Below are 18,653 nucleotides of genomic sequence, written 5' to 3' on the forward strand. Positions count from 1 at the left end.
TCGGTTAAGCTGTCGTAAGGGCCCGCCCAGGGTGAGGGGGGAAACCTAACCAAATATTAATAACAGGGCAACCCCTCAGGTCGCGGTTTAGCCTTATGCCTTGGGCGAGGGGGCCGTGGCACGCAGTAAATCCCGCCACAGCAGGCCTTTGGCCATAGGTTGCGTCAGGACAAGGGAGGGGTGGTAGCTGGCGAATGCGGGGATTTTGTGGCCATCCGTGCAGGAAATATCAAAGCGGCGGCCTCTGAGTTTCTGTACGCCTTCGGTGGTATTGAGCGTCACCCGTGCGCCGGTCGCGCCCAGCAGGATCACCCGATGAGGCCGCAGAAGCTCTATGGCTTTTTGCGTAAAGATGGCCGTAAGCTGCACGTCTTCGTCGGTGGCCGGACGCCCGCCTGCCGGTCGCCAGTACAGGCCCGGCAACAGATAGCTCTGGTCATAAATGCCCAGCGCCTTGAGGATCGTATCCATCAGGCGACCGGTTTTTCCGGAAAAGACGCGGCCGGTGCTGTCTTCGTCTGTGTCGGGGACATCGCCGATAATCAGATAGTCTGAGGTCTGACTTTCCGGATTCGCAAACCGTCCTGAAACCCTCTGTCTGGCCCCTTCATATTTGAGCGGAAAGGCCTCGAAATCGTCGAGCGCCTTATAAAGGCCGGTCATGTCCGTAGCTGACCTTATCAGGTCTTTGGCCTGAGATATGGCCAGATCAAGGTCAAAATACTTAAGATTTTCAGGACGTAAGGCCGCACCCGTGGCCGCTGTAGCCGCCGGTGCCACAAGGGTGGCGACCACTTCGGGCGGCTTTGGGGCAAAACGGGATTTATTTTCTTCGACGGTTCGGTTAATAGGTTGTAATTCATAGGCTTCTTCAAGCTCATGATCGAGGAAAAAGCGCAGATAGCTTTCCCATTCCGAAGACAGGCTGTTGACGGAAGAAGACATGAACCCTAATGCCTGAAGAAATTGCCACAATAATCAAAGACAGCTTTTGACTATCCTTGCGGAAGCTGTGTCACAACCAATCGCCATATAAATACCGAGGCGTCAAGGAAGAAGGAACGACGGCATGACCGAAGCGGCGGCCATTGCAGGCATTGAGCGCGAGTCGATGGACTATGATGTGGTCATCGTCGGGGGCGGCCCTGCGGGCCTTTCGGCGGCTATTCGCCTGAAGCAGCAGGCGGAAAAGGCGGGCACAGATATTAGTGTCGCGCTTTTGGAAAAAGGCTCTGAAATCGGTGCGCATATATTGTCGGGAGCGGTGATTGATCCGTCGGGCCTTAATCAGCTTTTCCCCGACTGGAAACAACGCGGTGCGCCGCTTGAGACCGCCGTGACCGGGGATCATTTTATCTATCTTGGGCCGCAAGGTGCGCTGGATATTTCATGGCTGCCTATGCCGTCCTACATGAAAAATCACGGCTGCTATATTGCGTCTCTGGCCAATCTGACGCGCTGGCTGGCTGAGCAGGCCGAAGCCTTAGGCGTCGAGGTCTATCCGGGCATGGCCTGTTCGGAAGTGCTTTATAACGAAGACGAGGCTGTGGCCGGTGTTGTGGCCGGTGTGTTTGGCATTGATCGTGAGGGCAAGCCAAAAGCCGATTTCCAGCCCGGTCTGGAACTCAGGGCAAAATACACCTTCTTTGCCGAAGGGGTGCGCGGATCGCTGTCGGAGCAGGTCATCAAAAAATTCGATCTGGCCCGCGACAGTCAGGTTCAGAAATATGGCACGGGCATTAAGGAGCTGTGGCAGGTTCCGGCGCACAAGCACCGTCCGGGCTATGTGCAGCATACGCTTGGCTGGCCGCTGGATAATGCCACGGGGGGCGGTTCGTTCCTTTATCATTTTGGTGACCGGTATGTCGCCGTGGGCTTTGTGGTGCATCTGAACTACAAGAACCCCTATCTGTCGCCGTTCGATGAATTTCAGCGTTTCAAGCAGCATCCGGTGGTGCGTGAACACCTTGAGGGCGGGCAACGCGTGTCCTATGGGGCGCGGGCGATTACCGAAGGCGGCTATCAATCCGTACCACGCTTAAGCTTCCCCGGTGGGGCGCTGATTGGCTGTTCGGCAGGCTTTGTAAATGTGCCGCGCATCAAGGGCAGTCATAATGCCGTGAAAAGCGGTATTCTGGCGGCAGATGCGGCCTTTGCGGCCCTGACCGGCGCTGAGGCACCGGCAACGCTTACGGCCTATGACGAGGCCTATCAGGCGTCCGACATTGCCCGCGAACTGAAGCTGGTGCGCAATGTGAAGCCGCTCCTGAGTCGTTTCGGCACCTTCGCCGGTACGATTCTGGGCGGTGTGGACATGACGCTTACGGGGCTTCTGGGTGGTTTTTCACCGTGGGGAACGCTTAAGCACGGCAAGACCGATGCCGCATCCACGGGACTGGTTAAGGACTACAAGCCGATTGCCTATCCGAAGCCGGACGGGGTGTTGAGCTTCGACAAGCTGTCGTCGGTATTTGTCTCCAACACCAACCACGAAGAAGATCAGCCGGTTCACCTTAAACTTAAGGACCCTGAGATTCCGATCGCCATCAACCTGCCGAAATATGCCGAACCGGCGCAGCGCTATTGTCCGGCGGCGGTTTATGAGGTGGTGGAGGAGAACGGCAAGCCGCGTTTCCAGATCAATGCCCAGAACTGCGTTCACTGCAAAACCTGTGATATCAAGGACCCGACACAGAATATTGTCTGGACGACGCCCGAAGGCGGGGGCGGCCCCAACTATCCGAATATGTAATTTAGCGGTAAAAGCGAGCGGGGGACTTGATCCGGCCGTCATTCAGAGGTTCACTCAGAATACACGCTTACAGAAAGTGCCTTTGATCATATGCCCGCTCAGTTGACCCTGTGCTCACCGGCACGAAAGACCGCCGGAAAATATCTTCTGACCGGGGCGGCGATGCTGGCCTTCAGCCTGACGCCGCTGACGGCCTCAACGGCTCAGGCCGATTTTAATCGCGCCTACGGTCAGTATCTGATTGGCAAATATGCCATCTATGCAGGCGACACGCAGATTTCGGCGCGCGCCCTGATGGAATCAGCAGAATCAGACCCCGATAATCGCGCCCTTCAGGAAAAGGCTTTCCTGTCGGCCGTTCTGGGGGGGTATCTCGATTTTGCGGCGGATAATGCGCCTCAGTCGGATTCCTCAAGCCGTTTTTCACGCATGGTCGGCCATGAGGTAAAGGCACTCAGGGCCATTCGTGCCAATAAACCACGTGAGGCCTTACCGGAACTGGCGGCAGCCCTCGATATCGATGCCGATGAGCGTTCAGGTCTTCTGTTGCAACCGGCAGCCTATGCCATGGCCGGACAGTGGGACAAGGCCATAGACAAGGATATGGCCGCCAAACTGACGGGCGGTCTGACGCAACGCGACGGCCTTATGCTTTACCTTCAGGCAGCGGATCAGGCGCGGCTTCTGGAACTGCGGGGCAAGCACAAAGAAGCCGAAGCACTCTATAAGCTGATTTGTGAGCCGGGGCCGGCAACCGTGTTGTTCGGCCCCTATTACGGGGCGTTTCTTGAACGGCGTGGTCGTAAATCCGAGGCTGAAGACCTCTATGCCAGCATCCTGAGTTCATCGGAGGATGCGCAGGTGCGTCGCGCCTATCAGGCGCTGGAGCGCAAAGGCTATAGAAAACCGCCAAAGCCGTCCTACCGTCAGATCATGGCCGATAACCTGTTTATGACGGGGACGCTCTATGCCAGCGAGCAGCAGCCGGAAATGGCGCTGGCGACCCTGAGGATGGCGCAATATGCCTCCCCTGAAACCGACAGTTTGAGCGATGACCGCACTCGCCTGTTGCTGGGGCAGGTGCTTGTTAAACTGCGTGACCATGACTCTGCTCAGGCCGAATGGGCACAGGTGGCCGAGTCTTCGGTCTATTATAACGAAGCCCGTCTGCGCATGGCCTGGAGCCTTAAGGAGCAGGATGACCATGACGGGGCGCTGGCGCTGTTTTCACAGCTTTCGGCGGAAAATCCGGCTGACATCGATCTGGTGGTGCAGCGGGTAAGCCTGTTGTGGGAAAAGAAGGACTATCAGGCGGGGCTTGAGGTGCTTGAGGGCTTTGTTGCCGCGCAAGGCGAAGAGGCCGTCAGCTGGCAGGGCTGGTTCATTCAGGCCATTATCTATCACGAACTGGATCAGTGGGAACGGTCGGAAGCGGCGTTGAAAAAAGGTCTGGCGCTGGATGAGGAAAATCCCGACCTGCTGAATTTCCTCGGCTATGGCTGGATCGAGCGTAACCAGAACCTTGATGAGGCCCTGAGCATGGTGCAGCGCGCCCTGATTCGCCGTCCGGATTCAGGGGCGATTATGGATTCGGTGGGCTGGGGCTATTACCGCCAGGGCGAATATGCCGAGGCGCTGGAGTGGATTGAAAAGGCCATTGCCCTTGAGCCGGCTGATCCTGAGGTCAATGAGCATCTGGGGGACGTCTATCAGGCGATGGGCCGTCACATTGAGGCCCGTTATCAATGGGCGCGTGTGCTGACGCTCGATGCCGACGAAAAGCAGATTGCCAGTGTTCAGAAAAAACTGGATGCGGCGGCTAAGATGCCTCAGCCAAGGCTTGCCACCGCCAAAGCGCCGTAATCCATGCAGGTTCTGGCTCAAGCCAAGGTCAATCTGTGTCTGCATGTCGAGGCACCGGATCATCGTGGCTATCATCCGCTGCAAAGCCTTGTGACCTTTGCCGATATCGGTGACGATATCAGGTTTACAGACGATGGCGAGGGGCCTCTGCTGACCATTGACGGGCCGTTTTCCGCAGGGTTGGGGGCGGGGGAGGGCAATCTCATCCTTAAGGCCTTGCGCCGGTTTGAAGCAGAGACGGGCACGCGAATCAGCCATCGCGTTCACCTCAGTAAGAACCTGCCTCTGGCGGCGGGGGTCGGTGGCGGAAGTGCCGACGCTGGGGCGGTTTTAAGGGGGCTGAGAGCGCTTTATGCGCCGGACATGCCTGACGACCGGCTTGAGGCCATAGCGGCTTCTACGGGCGCGGACGGGGTGATGTGTCTGTGGTCAAGACCGGCAATGGCTCAGGGGTATGGCGAAAAGCTACGCTTTGTTAGTCTGCCAACGCTTGCGTGTGTCCTGATTAACCCGCTGGTGGCCTCACCGACGCCTGCGGTCTATGCCGCCTATGACCGGCAAGGTGTTTTTCCGCCTTCGGAACTGAGGTTTGAGCCTGTTCAACAGGCGGCGGCACTGATTGATTGCCTGAAACAGGGACGTAATGATCTGGAAAGCCCTGCGGTCGGATTAAATCCGGTTATTGGTGAGGTGTTGGCGTCTTTGAGAGCGCAGCCTCAGACGCAGTTGGCGCGTGTGTCGGGGTCAGGGGCGACCTGCTTTGCCCTGTGCGCCTCAGATGCGGATGCCCATGCGCTGGCGGATGCCTTAAGCGCTCTGTGGCCTGAGGCGTGGATCAGGGCCTGTCGGTTAGGTTAAGCATGCGAAAAACGCGGCCTTCATAATGAAAGCCGCGTTTAAAACGCTTAGTACACACCAAAAGAAGACTTAGTCTTTCTTAGGCGTGATAACCTGACGGCCCTTATAGATGCCGGTCTTCAGGTCAACATGGTGCGGACGGCGCAGCTCGCCCGTGTCCTTGTCTTCAACAAAGGAGTTGGCACCGAGCGCATGGTGCGAACGACGCATGTTGCGCCGTGAAGGCGATACTTTCCGCTTAGGTACGGCCATTTTCGTCTCTCTTATTCTTCAAATCGCCGAAAGCTTTTTTGAGGTATGCTCTCAGGCACGCAAATCATGTCGGGCGGAAAACCGTCCGGAAGGCGGGCCTTATGCCTCAAGCCAAGCGGCTTATCAAGGGGCAATCGCTGTTGGAAACCCTAAAAAACAACTTTGGTTGTCATAGCCTGAGGGTAAAGCGATGAAACTGGCCCCAATCCGGCCATATTTCATTCAGGCAATGTTCAGTTTCAAAATTGTTACATGGGCTATAGCGTAAATTTCGCCCAAAGGGGTAGTGCCATGCAAGTGAAATCCTTCCTGTCCCGCCATATGCCCAAGGCCCTTATGGGGCTGGGGCTGGCATTTGTTGTAAGTCTGCCGTCTGTTGCCAGCGCCCAGAGATATGACGGCTATTGTTATCAGAAAAAATCAAACGCCACGGCGACCGGTGCCATTCTTGGGGCCGTGGTCGGGGGCGTGATCGGCAACGAAGCCTCAAACCGCTGGGATCGCGGCGGTAATACAGTGGCCGGTGCCGCCGTAGGCGCCGCTGTCGGGGGCATGGCGGGTAATGCCAGCGTCAGTTGCTATGAAGACCGTTATTACAGCTATGATGCCGGTTATTATGATCCGCCACCGCCGCCACGCGGCTATGTGACGGTCTATTATAACCAGCGTCCGAACTATGGTTATCGCAGCGTTTATCGTGACCGCTACTATGGCCACTATGCCCCGCCGCGCGCCGTCCATCATCATCATCACTATGGCCATGGCCGCCGGGATCATTATGATCATCACAGGGGCCACAATCGGCATTATGACCGGCGTGACCACCGGCGCTATGATCGTCATGACCACCGGCGTAATGACCGTCATCACGATCGTCGGCGTTACGACCGTCGCTAACCACATGCCTGCAAACAGGCGGGTATGCTGAATGAAAAAAGCCTCCGCAACAGTGGAGGCTTTTTTTGCTATTCGGCGATGGTTTTCAGGGCGTCGGCGGCACCCTCGTGGCCTTGTTCGGCGGCCTTGGTCAGCCATTCAATCGCCAGGGCTTCGTCTTCATCGACGCCTTCGCCCTTATAGTAGCTGATGCCCAGATTATATTGCGCCCCCTTATGGCCCTGAGCCGCCGCCTGCTTGTACCAGAAGGCCGCCGCCCTGTGGTCAACCGGCGTACCTTCGCCGTTGTCGTACATCACCCCCAGGTTATACTGACCCTTTTCGTCTTCGGCATAGGCAGATTGCTGATACCACCTCAGGGCCTCGCTCTTATCAACCGCCACGCCGTCGCCCGTATCGTACATAAGTGCCAGATTGAACGGTGCCCACTGGTGGCCCGCTATCGCCGCTTTTTTATACCAAGCGGCGGCTTTCGGTTTATCGACCTCTACCCCTTCGCCTTCATCGTACATATAGCCTATGCGAAACTGGGCCTTGGGTTCCCCCTGTTCAGCGGACATAAGGTACCATTTAAATGCCTTGGGATAGTTTTGGGGGATGCCTGAGTCTTCGGCGTAATAGAGCTGCGCCAGATTATATTGCGCATTGCCATGTCCCTGAAGGGCGGCCTTTTCGTAGAATTCCTCAGCCTTTTTCGGATTTTTCTGCGTGCCCTGACCTTCGTCGTAGCTGATGGCCAGATTATATTGCGCCTTGGCGTGGCCTTGCGCAGCGGCCAGCTTGTACCAGTCTACGGCAGTGGCTTCGTTCTTTTCTACGCCATAGCCAAAGTCATAGCTGATCGCGAGCATATACTGGCCTTCGGCATCGCCTTTACGCGCCAGATCCTGATAGAGGGGAAAGGATGTTTCATAATCCCGCGCTTCGAAAGCCGTTTCGGCGGCCTTCAGCGACTCGCTCGCTGACGCGCCTGATGCCTTTGCCGGAGTGGTCGGGGCGGCAGACAAGGGACCTGTGGCCCCCAGCGTACAAAAGACAAGCGCCGAAGCGGTAAGCCATAGCTGACGATAAGACATTATATTTATCTCCCCCATTTAAGCGTGACCAATGGTCAAAAAATACCAGGAACGCATTATCATGCGTGACCGGTTTCTGGCTATAAAAAACCCCGGCAACCGAGGCTGCCAGGGTGAAAATAAACAATAGTCTTAAGTGTCTTAGCTATTGGCGCGGATGGCGGCCTGAGCGGCGGCCAGACGAGCCACCGGCACGCGGTAAGGCGAGCAGGAGACGTAATCGAGGCCTACTGACTGACAGAAGGTGATCGACGCCGGATCACCGCCATGCTCACCACAGATGCCGAGCTTGATGTCAGGACGCGTGGCCCGGCCCTTGGTGGTGGCGATGCGGATCAGTTCGCCGACCCCATCGGGATCAAGCGAGACGAACGGGTCTTTTTCGTAGATGCCCTTTTCAATGTACGGGTTCAGGAAGCGGCCCGAATCATCGCGGCTGATGCCATAGGTGGTCTGGGTCAGATCGTTGGTGCCAAATGAGAAGAACTCGGCTGCTTCCGCCAGCCTGTCGGCCAGAAGGGCTGCGCGCGGCAGTTCGATCATGGTGCCGACCTTATAGTCCACCTTAGCCCCACGGCGCTCAAGAACCGCCTCAGCGATACGGCGGGTGAGGGCAACCAGATTGGCCATTTCCTCACGCGTACCGACCAGCGGGTGCATGATGTCAGGCTGAGGGTTCAGGCCATTGGCGCGCACATCTGAAGCCGCTTCGAAAATGGCTTCGACCTGCATCTCGTAGATTTCAGGGAAGGTGATCCCCAGACGGCAGCCGCGCCAGCCGAGCATCGGATTGGTTTCCGACAGTTCCTTGACGCGCTTGGCCAGCTTGTCTTCGGAAACCTCAAGCGCTTCGGCGACACCCCTGATGTCGTCTGCGGTGTGCGGCAGGAACTCATGCAGAGGCGGATCGAGCAGGCGGATGGTGACCGGCAGGCCGTCCATGATCTGGAACAGTTCGACGAAATCGGCCTTTTGATAGGGCAGGAGTTTGGCCAGTGCCTTGCGGCGACCGGCTTCGTCATCGGCGAGAATCATTTCACGCACAGCGGTGATACGCTCTTCGTCGAAGAACATATGCTCCGTACGGCACAGCCCTATGCCTTCGGCACCGAAGCCGAGTGCGGTTTTCGCATCGGTCGGGGTTTCGGCATTGGTGAGTACCTTAAGCGTGCGGAACTCATCGGCCCAGGCCATGATCTGATGGAAATCGTCAGAGAATTCCGGCTCGATCATACGCACCGTGCCTTTGAAGATTTCACCGGTCGAGCCATCAAGCGTAATCAGGTCACCGTGGCTGTAGGTTTCACCCCGCGCGGTAAATTCACCGCGCTCGGTCGAAATCGTCAGTTCACCGGCACCGGAGACGCAGGGGCGGCCCATGCCACGGGCCACCACGGCAGCATGCGAGGTCATGCCGCCCCGCGCGGTGACAATGGCCTTGGCGGCGTGCATGCCGTGGATGTCTTCGGGGCTGGTTTCATCGCGCACCAGAATGACGTCTTCGCCCGCCGCCGCCAGACGCACGGCATCATCGGCAGTGAATACGATCTTACCGGCAGCGGCCCCCGGAGAGGCGGGGAGGCCACGGGCGATCAGGGTGCGATCCGCCTTGGGGTCAAGCATGGGGTGCAGAAGCTGATCGAGGCTTGAGGGGTCAAGACGCAGAAGCGCTTCCTGAGGCGTGATCAGGCCTTCGCGGGCCATGTCGACCGCGATTTTCAGTGCCGCGCGTGAGGTGCGTTTGGCGTTACGGGTCTGGAGCATATAGAGCTTGCCCTGTTCGACCGTAAATTCCACGTCCTGAACGTCGCGGTAATGCTTTTCGAGGGTTTCCACCGTGTCGCGGAACTGGGCAAACACGTCGGGCAGGGCTTCTTCCATTGATGGGTTACGCTCGCCCATCTCCTCACGCGCCTTTTGCGTCAGGGTTTGCGGGGTGCGGATGCCGGCCACCACGTCTTCACCCTGCGCATTAAGCAAAAACTCACCGTAAAGGGCAGGGTCGCCGGTCGAGGGGTTACGCGTAAAGGCCACGCCCGTCGCGGAGGTATCACCCATATTGCCAAAGACCATCGACTGAATATTGACGGCGGTGCCCCAGTCTTCGGGGATATCGTGCATTTTACGATAGAACTTGGCGCGGTCGTTCATCCAAGAACCGAACACGGCCTTAACGGCGCCCCAGAGCTGGTCCTTGGGGTCCTGCGGGAAGTCGTGACCCAGTTCCTGCTTCACCAGTGCCTTGTAGTCGGCAATGATGCGTTCCCAGTCTTTGGCGGTGATGTCGGTGTCAATCGTGATCCCCAGACGATCCTTATGATCATCGAGAATGTCTTCGAAAGCATGATGCTTTACGTCGAGTACGACGTTTGAATACATGGTGATGAAGCGGCGGTAGCAATCGAGCGCAAAGCGACGGTCACCGGTCAGATCGGCCAGACCACCCACCGTGGCATCGTTCAGGCCGAGATTCAGAACCGTGTCCATCATACCGGGCATCGAGGCGCGGGCACCGGAACGTACTGACACCAGCAGCGGGTTTTCGACGCTGCCGAAACCTTTGCCGGTTGAGGCCTCAAGGGCGCTCAAGGCCTCTTCGACCTGAGCCACAAGACCGTCCGGCAGGGCCTGACTGTTCTGGTAATAGTGGACGCAAGCCTCAGTGGTGATGGTGAAGCCCGCCGGTACCGGCAGACCCAGAGATGACATTTCTGCGAGGTTGGCACCTTTGCCCCCCAGCAGATTTTTCATGGTTGCATCGCCGTCGGCTTTTCCGGCCTGAAAGGCGTAAACCCAGTGTTTGGACATGGAAAACTATCCCTCTTTCCTTTTCCCGAAACCTGTCTGATATGTGATCAATTCAGGCGGTAATTGTATGATTATATTGTTTTTTCAGTCTTTTTCAGACGGATTTAACGCCCTTATACGCAAAATGATCTCTGGTCTGAATAGATTCGTGTAAAAAAATATATCCACATCTGATTTTGTGCGTTTTTGCGTTGCGGTGCAGCATTTATGCTCGAATCTCATTTGGTTACCAATCACAAGCCCTTGAGCAAAAATAAAAAAGCGCGAAAGCCTGAACTTTCGCGCCTTATGTTTTTACACCAGTTTCGATAGATCACCGACCGAGCCAAACAGCTTTCTTAGGCTTCCCAGCAGTTTCAGGCGATTGTCACGGATGGCGGCGTCTTCGGCATTGACCAGCACCCCGTCAAGGAAGGCGTCAATGGCGGGTCTCAGACTGGCCAGAGCCGTGAGGGCCGCCGCATAGTTTTCTTCGGCGACGAGCTTTTGTACCGCCGGTTGGGTGACGGTAAACAGCCGGATCAGTTCGGCCTCAACTGTCGGTGCGTCGGCAAGGGAGGCAGGCTGGCCTTCGGGCAGTTGGCCTTTTTTGGCTTCGGCGTTCAGGATGTTGTTAATCCGTGTGAAGCCTGCCTGAAGATTGTCGCCGTCTGCAGACGCCAGAGCCGTCTCAAGGGCGCGGATACGCGATACGGTACGTAAAATGTCCGTGTCGGCTACGGCAAAACCGGCTTCGATGGCATCGAAGCGCACGCCTTCGTCCTTAAGCATGACCTTGAGGCGGTCGGCGAAGAAGGCGTTAAATTCGGCGCTGACGGTTTTATAATCACGGAAGGTCAGGAGCGCGTTTTCAACCGGCGTCTGGTTTTCGACATGCTCAAAGGTGATGTCGAGGTCGTGGTCACGGTCGGTTTCCAGCACATAGACCGCACTTTCGAGCAGGCCTTGACGGAAATCACGCAGATAGTTGTCATAGGTCGTCGACCCATTGTGATTCCAGCGCGGGCCAGCCGATCCGCGCCAGTTATCCGTATCGACATAGACGGCGCGCTTGGGGCCTGCATAGTTCAGCAGGCTGTAGTACCAGGTCTCAAGCAGGTCATTGAGCGACAGACGCACATTATGCTCACGCAGGATACGCAGAACACCTAAGGCCGCGCGGCGCAGGGCATAGGGGTCTTTTGAACCCGTCGGCTTTTCGTCAATGGCGAAAAAGGCAGTCAGGGTGTCGATCTTATCGGCCAGCGCCACCGCTACCGATACCGCACCTTCGGGCAGGCTGTCGGACGGCCCCTGAGGCTTATAATGATCACGAACGGCATCGGCTATGTCGCGCGGAAGCTTTGCGGCCTCGGCATAATAGCCGCCCATAATGCCCTGAAGCTCAGGGAATTCTCCGACCATCTGGGACGCCAGATCGGCCTTGGCCAGACGGGCGGCATCTGCGGTCATGCTGACGTCTGCGCGGACAACCGGCGCGATTTTCTGAGCCAGAGCGATGATACGCTCAACGCGCTGCGCCATGGTCCCCAGTTTGGCGTGGAAGGTGACGCCTTTCAGCTTTTCATTCCACGCATCGAAATTGCCGGCGCGGTTGTCTTCTGACCAGAAGAAGACGGCATCCGACAGGCGGGCCGAAAGCACCTTGGCGTTACCGCGCTTGATTTCCGCGCCCTTGTCGGAGGCCTTAAGGTTGGAGACGACGACGAATTTCGCTGCCATCTTACCGTTCGTCAGGTCACGCACCGCGAAATATTTCTGGTGCGTGCGCATCGAGGTGCGGATGACTTCGGGCGGCAGGCTGAGGAATTTTTCATCCATGTCCCCCAGAAGCGGCACCGGCCATTCATTAAGGCCGGCAACCTCCTCAAGCAGACCATGATCTTCGATCAGGCTGCAACCGGCAGCGGCGGTGACTTCGTGGGCCTTGTCGAGGATGATCGACTGACGCTCAAGGTGATCGAGAACAACGAAGTTGTCTTTCAGCCCTTTTTTGTAGGACGCAAAGTCCGTGACCTCAAAAGGTTCGCCGGTTCCGAGGAAACGGTGACCTTCGGTGATATTGCTGGCCGTCACGCCGCCGATTTCAAACGGCAGAACCTGACCGTCGAACAGGAAAATGATCCGCTTAAGCGGACGCACCCAGCGGAAGGTCGAGGTGCCCGAGCGCATGGATTTCGGCCACGGGAAACTTAAGATGACGTCCTTAAGAATATCCGGCAGAGCGTCGGCGGTTTTCTTGGCAGGCTTTTCGATGCGGGCAATGAATACACCGTTTTCGATCACCAGTTGTTCACGCGTCAGACCTACCTTGCGGAGGAAGCCTTCGAGTGCCTGAGGGGGCGCGGATTCCTTGGGGCCTTTGACCTCTTCGGTGATCGCCGCCTGTTCGAGCGGCAGGCCTTCGGCATGAAGGGTCAGGCGGCGCGGGCTGACATAGGCCTTGAGGCTTTTGTACGCGATGCCTTGCGCCTTCAGTCTGGCGTCAAACAGGCGCTCAAGGTCGCGTGCGGCCCCAAGCTGCATACGGGCGGGGATTTCTTCTGAGAAAAGTTCGATAAGTAATTGAGTCATTTAAATTAACGCGCCTCTTCCTGCGCAGCCCATTCGAGTGCACATGCCTTACACAGGTCACGGATACGGCCGATATAGGACTGACGTTCCGCCACGGCGATCGCGCCGCGCGCATCCATCAGGTTGAACAGATGCGAGGCCTTAAGGACATGGTCATAGGCGGGCAGCACCAGCTTATAGCCGAGGCTGTTTTCCGTGTTCAGGATGCGGGTGACGTTGCGTTCCATGTCTTCAAACTGGCGTTTGAGGGTTTCGACGTCCGAGGCCTCAAAATTGAAGGCTGAGAACTGGCGTTCCTGTTCCCTGAAAACCTCGCCATAGGTTACGCCGTCATTATTGAATTTCAGGTCGTACACATTATCGACATTCTGAAGGTACATGGCCAGACGTTCGAGGCCATAGGTCAGTTCGCCGGACACGACATCGACCTCGATGCCGCCGACGCCCTGAAAATAGGTGAACTGGGTGACTTCCATGCCGTCACACCACACTTCCCAGCCGAGACCCCACGCGCCGACGGTCGGGTTTTCCCAGTCGTCTTCGACAAAGCGGATGTCATGCACCTTAGTGTCCAGACCAATGGCCTCAAGCGAACCGAGATAAAGCTGCTGAAGGTTTTCAGGGTTCGGCTTGAGGATCACCTGATACTGGTAGTAGTGCTGAAGGCGGTTGGGGTTTTCGCCATAGCGTCCATCAACCGGACGACGTGACGGCTGAACATAGGCGGCTTTCCACGGTTTTTTACCGAGCGCCCTGAGGACGGTGGCCGGATGCAGGGTGCCTGCGCCGACTTCGACGTCATAGGGCTGGAGAATGACGCAGCCTTGCTGGCTCCAGTAATGATGCAGGGTCAGGATCAGATCCTGAAAAGACAAGGGGGTGGAGGTCGCTTTGGCCATGAGTATGCACACGCAGTTATAATTGTGCGCGAACATAAAGGGGCGGGCAGGGGCAGGCAAGCGGGCATTATAAAGAAAAGCGGTTAAACATCCTCCCCTGTTCATGGTGGAGGTGTCAGTGCGAAGCTGCTAACGGAAGGGGGGGGCTCTACCGGTAATGCCCCCTCCGGCTCGACAGGCTCGCCACCTCCCCCGTAAACAGGGTAGGATGAAGAGAAATATCCCCTATTTTTCCAACGTTAGAATCGCGCTTCCATCCGCCCATGAGTGAAACGCGATCAGCACATTGGCGGGATATACTGACGGCCCTTAAACACGCGCCGTCGTGGTTGTTGCTAGCACTGGGGTTCTCGGCCGGTTTGCCGTTCCTGATGACCGGCGCGACGCTCGGTTTCTGGATGCGCGAGGAAGGCGTCAGCCTGACGGCCATCGGCTTTATGTCGTGGGTGAGCCTGCTTTATGGCCTAAAGGTTCTGTGGGCACCGTGGATGGATAAGGTGCGTCTGCCGTTGCTTTATGGGTGGCTGGGGCAGCGGCGGTCATGGATGCTGGTCTCACAGATCGCCATCGCCGCAGGCTTGATACTGATGGCCACCATAGGCCCCAAGGGCAATTTGACGGCCTTTGCCCTGTCGGCCCTGTTTGTCGCCTTTGCTTCTGCCTCACAGGAAATCGCTATTGATGCCTGGCGGATTGAGCAGACAAAAACACTGGCCGATGAGGGGCTGAATCCGACCTTCTATGCCTATGGGTTTCGCTTTGCCGTTCTGCTGAGCGGTTCGCTGATCCTTATTCCCGCAGAACATCACGGGTGGCCAAAATCCGTGATTGGTCTGGCCTGTGTCATGGGGATTGGCGTGATCGCCACGCTGCTGGCCAGACCGTCCGAAGCCGAATTGTCGGTCACGCCCAAGCCACAAAATCTGAAAACCTTGCTGATTGAGCCGTTTCAGAGCTTTTTCAGGGAATATGGCGGGCTGTCTTTATTAATATTGCTGACGCTGGCGTTGTATCGCCTGCCGGACTATCTGATCGGGCCGGTAGCGGGGCCATTATACGAAGATACGGGCCTGAGCAATTCGGCCATAGCCTATATGCGTTCAACCGTAGGCCTGACCGCGTCTCTGATTGGGGTGGCTTTGGGCGGGGGCTGTATATTGTGGCTGGGCATTGAGCGGTCGTTCTGGATAGGCGCTTTGGCGGGGCCTTTGTCCAATGTCGCCTTTGCCATGATGGCGGTCTATCCGGGCGATCTGACGGTGTTCGGGGCGACGCTGGTCATCGACAATGTCGCCAATGGTATTGCTGAAACCGCCTTTATCGCCTTTATGACGCGACTGGCGGTGCGTGAGTTTTCCCTGACCCACTATGCTCTGATGTATTCGATGGCGGCCTTTTCGGGCAAGCTGCTCAAAGGCTTTTCCGGTCAGATCGTTGATAGCCTGACGCCGGATATGGGGCTGTTCGGCGCCTATCAGGCCTTTTTCATCGGTACGGCGGTGTGTGGAGTGCCGGCGCTTGTGTTGTGCCTGATCCTGCGTCGCAAGGGGCTGTTCAGGCCTGCGTGAGTTTCATTATGTGGGAACACGCTTGTAACTGTCACAGGCTCTTGCTAGAGCAGGTCTGTTTTATTTCTGTTGGTTTGGGAACCGTTGCATGACCGAAATTATCGATATCGTCGCCCGTGAAATTCTCGATTCGCGTGGTAATCCGACCGTTGAGGTCGATGTTACGCTTGAAGACGGCTCGTTTGGCCGTGCGGCTGTGCCTTCGGGGGCCTCAACGGGCGCACACGAAGCGGTCGAAAAGCGCGATGGCGATAAGTCACGTTACCTCGGTAAGGGCGTGCGTCAGGCTGTTGATGCCGTCAATAACGAAATCTATGACGCCATTTCCGGTTTTGATGCCCGCGATCAGCGTCGCATCGACCAGACCCTGATCAATCTTGATGGTACACCTAACAAGAGCCGCCTTGGGGCCAATGCCATTCTCGGTGTGTCTCTGGCGACCGCCAAGGCAGCCGCCAATGCCGCTAACCTGCCTCTTTATAAGTATATCGGCGGTATCTCTGCCCGCGTATTGCCTGTGCCTTTGATGAACATCATCAATGGTGGGGCGCACGCCGACAACCCCATCGACATTCAGGAATTCATGATCGTTCCGGCCGGTGCCGAGAGCTTCTCGGAAGGCCTGCGCATGGGGGCGGAAATCTTCCACAGCCTGAAGTCGGCGTTGAAGGCCGCTGGCCACAACACCAATGTCGGCGATGAGGGCGGTTTCGCGCCGAACCTGTCATCTGCCGAAGAAGCGCTGGCCTTTGTCGTTAAGGCCGGTGAAAATGCAGGCTATAAGGCCGGTCAGGATTTCTGGCTGGCGCTTGATGTCGCCTCGACGGAATTCTTCAAAGGGGGCCAATATCATCTTGAGGGCGAAGGCAAGACCCTGTCGCCTGAGGGTATGGTCGATTATCTGGCGAAACTGGCGGATGCTTTCCCGATTGCCTCGATCGAAGACGGCATGAGTGAAGATGATTTCGAAGGCTGGAAGCTGTTGACGGATCGTCTGGGGGATCGCCTGCAATTGGTTGGTGACGATCTGTTCGTAACCAACCCGCTGCGTCTGGAAACCGGCATTGTCGAAGGTTTGGCCAATTCGATCCTCGTCAAGGTCAATCAGATCGGCACCCTGTCGGAAACACTCGATGCCGTCGACCTGGCGCACCGTTCGGGCTATACCTCGGTTATGTCGCACCGCTCGGGTGAAACCGAAGATTATACGATTGCCGACCTCTCGGTGGCGCTCAACTGCGGTCAGATCAAGACCGGTTCGCTGGCGCGTTCAGACCGGTTGGCCAAATATAACCAGCTTCTGAGAATCGAATCCCAGCTTGATGACGAAGCGGTCTATGCTGGTTTGAGCGTTATTCGCGGTTAATCGCCCCGGCTTAGGGATCGTTGTGGAGAACGGTTTTTACAGAAATGACAAAAAGAGCGGTACGGATGCCCCGTGCCGCTCCTTTTTTGCGCTACCGCTTCGCTGCTTTAGCGCGGTTTTGTGATAAATTCTTTCATCTGATGTGACATGATTGGTAACAGTTTGTTAAAGTTGCGTGAGCGAAATGGTGATCAGGTTCGCTTTGCAGTACGTAAGGGGCATAAGACGTGTTTATGCAATTAAGGCCATATTTGCCTACGGCTTTTATCGCTATAGTCATTGCCTATTGTAGTGTTCAGTATTTGACCGGTGATAAAGGGTTCTTTTCACAAGAATCAAGACAGGTCGAACTGGCTATAAAGGAAAAAAGACTCACGGAGCTTAAGGCGGTCCGAAAGGACCTTGAGGCGCGTGATCGTTTCCTTAGAACTGATAATTTATCAAAAGAATTACTTGAGGAGCGGGCGCGTATTCTTCTGGGGCTTAATGCGCCTGATGAGTACGTCATCCGTGATCGAGTCGTGAAAGACGATCAATCCTGAGCATTTGAGGGACTTTACGCGCGTTCAAGCTTTGCCTAAGAGGTTAGGCAAGGTTTTGGCTGCGGCAGAAATTGCCGTTGCCGTCAAAAATCCACAGCTCTCGCATTTCGCTTAAGGCGCTGGGCTTTTTTTAAACCTATTTTCTTAGGCCTATTTCTTAGGGAGGCTTATATGGCGCGTGCCGCCAAGGCAGACACCGGAACTCAGACTGCCGGTGACAAACTCAACCGCAATGTGTCGAAAGACGACCTGCTTAAATATTATCGCGAGATGGTTCTCATCCGCCGCTTTGAAGAGCGTGCGGGCCAGCTTTATGGCATGGGCCTGATCGGTGGTTTCTGCCACCTGTATATCGGGCAGGAAGCCATTGCTGTGGGCATGGAAGAAATCTCCATTGACGGCGATCAGGTGATCACCGGTTATCGTGACCACGGCCATATGCTGGCTGCCGGTATGGACCCCAAGGAAGTTATGGCTGAACTGACCGGCCGTAGCGGTGGTTCATCCAAGGGCAAGGGCGGGTCGATGCACATGTTCGACATCGCGACCGGCTTCTATGGTGGGCATGGTATCGTCGGCGCGCAGGTGTCGTTGGGTACCGGTCTGGCTTTCGCCGATTTCTACAATAAGAACGGCAATGTCTCCTTCACCTATTTCGGTGACGGCGCCGCCAATCAGGGGCAGGTTTACGAAAGCTTCAACATGGCCCAGCTGTGGAAGCTGCCGGTCGTGTATGTGATCGAAAACAACGAATATGCCATGGGCACGGCTCTGGCGCGCGCTTCGGCCACCACTGAGCTTTATCAGCGCGGCGCTTCGTTCGGTATTCCGGGCGAGCAGGTAGACGGCATGGACGTATTTGCCGTCATCGAGGCTGGCCAGCGTGCGGCGGAACATGCCCGTTCGGGCAAGGGGCCTTACATCCTTGAGATGAAGACCTATCGCTATCGTGGTCACTCGATGTCCGATCCGGCCAAGTACCGCACCAAGGAAGAGGTCGATGAGGTCAAGACGACCCGTGACCCGATTGATCACATCAAGACCATGCTGCAACAGGCAGGCGTGGCCGAAGACGAGATCAAGACCATCGACAACGAAGTCAAGGCCATCGTGCTTGAGGCTGTCGAGTTCGCGCAAACCAGCCCCGAACCCGATCCGTCCGAGCTTTATACCGACGTTTATCTTGAGGCATAATCCG

The 18,653-nt window shown here is 56.5% G+C and carries 14 protein-coding genes; 8 read left to right on the forward strand and 6 right to left on the reverse strand.

The window, feature by feature from the left end; genetic code table 11:
- Nucleotides 1-93 precede the first annotated feature (93 nt).
- Complete coding sequence (locus E5201_RS05070; RefSeq protein WP_140984918.1) at nucleotides 94-945, reverse strand: uracil-DNA glycosylase; 852 nt, start codon at nucleotides 943-945, stop codon at nucleotides 94-96.
- Nucleotides 946-1,069: 124 nt separating this feature from the next.
- Here E5201_RS05070 and E5201_RS05075 point away from each other — a divergent pair, with 124 nt between their 5' ends.
- The 3 genes from E5201_RS05075 to E5201_RS05085 all read left to right on the forward strand — a co-directional run bounded on the left by E5201_RS05075 (nucleotide 1,070) and on the right by E5201_RS05085 (nucleotide 5,473).
- Nucleotides 1,070-2,752 carry an electron transfer flavoprotein-ubiquinone oxidoreductase gene (locus tag E5201_RS05075; protein ID WP_140984919.1) on the forward strand — a complete coding sequence of 561 codons (1,683 nt, stop codon included), beginning with the start codon at nucleotides 1,070-1,072 and terminating at the stop codon, nucleotides 2,750-2,752.
- Between the two features lie 90 nt (nucleotides 2,753-2,842).
- Nucleotides 2,843-4,615, forward strand: coding sequence for a tetratricopeptide repeat protein (locus tag E5201_RS05080; protein ID WP_140984920.1), 1,773 nt, complete (start codon nucleotides 2,843-2,845; stop codon nucleotides 4,613-4,615).
- Nucleotides 4,616-4,618: 3 nt separating this feature from the next.
- On the forward strand, nucleotides 4,619-5,473 hold the full coding sequence (locus E5201_RS05085) for a 4-(cytidine 5'-diphospho)-2-C-methyl-D-erythritol kinase (protein ID WP_140984921.1): 855 nt from the start codon (nucleotides 4,619-4,621) through the stop codon (nucleotides 5,471-5,473).
- Nucleotides 5,474-5,542: 69 nt separating this feature from the next.
- Here the strand turns inward: E5201_RS05085 and rpmF are convergent, their stop codons facing one another.
- Nucleotides 5,543-5,725 (reverse strand): 50S ribosomal protein L32, encoded by a 183-nt coding sequence (rpmF, locus tag E5201_RS05090; protein WP_140984922.1) that lies wholly within the window; start codon nucleotides 5,723-5,725, stop codon nucleotides 5,543-5,545.
- A 291-nt stretch (nucleotides 5,726-6,016) separates the two neighbouring features.
- On the opposite strand from rpmF, the gene E5201_RS05095 reads away from it, so the two are divergent.
- Nucleotides 6,017-6,622, forward strand: coding sequence for a glycine zipper 2TM domain-containing protein (locus E5201_RS05095; protein ID WP_246050404.1), 606 nt, complete (start codon nucleotides 6,017-6,019; stop codon nucleotides 6,620-6,622).
- 68 nt (nucleotides 6,623-6,690) lie between these two features.
- Here the strand turns inward: E5201_RS05095 and E5201_RS05100 are convergent, their stop codons facing one another.
- From E5201_RS05100 to E5201_RS05115, 4 genes are all read right to left on the reverse strand, one after another.
- A complete protein-coding gene (locus E5201_RS05100; protein ID WP_181404546.1) occupies nucleotides 6,691-7,698 on the reverse strand; it encodes a tetratricopeptide repeat protein in 1,008 nt (335 codons plus the stop codon).
- A gap of 141 nt (nucleotides 7,699-7,839) precedes the next feature.
- Nucleotides 7,840-10,506 (reverse strand): pyruvate, phosphate dikinase, encoded by a 2,667-nt coding sequence (ppdK, locus tag E5201_RS05105; protein WP_140984925.1) that lies wholly within the window; start codon nucleotides 10,504-10,506, stop codon nucleotides 7,840-7,842.
- 294 nt (nucleotides 10,507-10,800) lie between these two features.
- The gene (gene glyS, locus E5201_RS05110) at nucleotides 10,801-13,080 is read right to left on the reverse strand and encodes a glycine--tRNA ligase subunit beta (RefSeq protein WP_140984926.1); all 2,280 of its coding nucleotides are present in this window, start codon (nucleotides 13,078-13,080) and stop codon (nucleotides 10,801-10,803) included.
- 5 nt (nucleotides 13,081-13,085) lie between these two features.
- Nucleotides 13,086-13,979 (reverse strand): glycine--tRNA ligase subunit alpha, encoded by an 894-nt coding sequence (locus E5201_RS05115; RefSeq protein WP_140984927.1) that lies wholly within the window; start codon nucleotides 13,977-13,979, stop codon nucleotides 13,086-13,088.
- A gap of 263 nt (nucleotides 13,980-14,242) precedes the next feature.
- Here E5201_RS05115 and E5201_RS05120 point away from each other — a divergent pair, with 263 nt between their 5' ends.
- From E5201_RS05120 to pdhA, 4 genes are all read left to right on the forward strand, one after another.
- Complete coding sequence (locus E5201_RS05120) at nucleotides 14,243-15,547, forward strand: AmpG family muropeptide MFS transporter (protein ID WP_140984928.1); 1,305 nt, start codon at nucleotides 14,243-14,245, stop codon at nucleotides 15,545-15,547.
- Between the two features lie 88 nt (nucleotides 15,548-15,635).
- Nucleotides 15,636-16,913 carry a phosphopyruvate hydratase gene (gene eno / locus E5201_RS05125; RefSeq protein WP_140984929.1) on the forward strand — a complete coding sequence of 426 codons (1,278 nt, stop codon included), beginning with the start codon at nucleotides 15,636-15,638 and terminating at the stop codon, nucleotides 16,911-16,913.
- A gap of 233 nt (nucleotides 16,914-17,146) precedes the next feature.
- Nucleotides 17,147-17,455 (forward strand): FtsB family cell division protein, encoded by a 309-nt coding sequence (locus E5201_RS05130; RefSeq protein WP_246050577.1) that lies wholly within the window; start codon nucleotides 17,147-17,149, stop codon nucleotides 17,453-17,455.
- A gap of 171 nt (nucleotides 17,456-17,626) precedes the next feature.
- Nucleotides 17,627-18,649 carry a pyruvate dehydrogenase (acetyl-transferring) E1 component subunit alpha gene (pdhA, locus tag E5201_RS05135; protein WP_140984931.1) on the forward strand — a complete coding sequence of 341 codons (1,023 nt, stop codon included), beginning with the start codon at nucleotides 17,627-17,629 and terminating at the stop codon, nucleotides 18,647-18,649.
- Nucleotides 18,650-18,653: the final 4 nt, after the last annotated feature.

The organism is Asticcacaulis tiandongensis (assembly GCF_006475605.1).
Lineage (GTDB): Bacteria > Pseudomonadota > Alphaproteobacteria > Caulobacterales > Caulobacteraceae > Asticcacaulis > Asticcacaulis tiandongensis.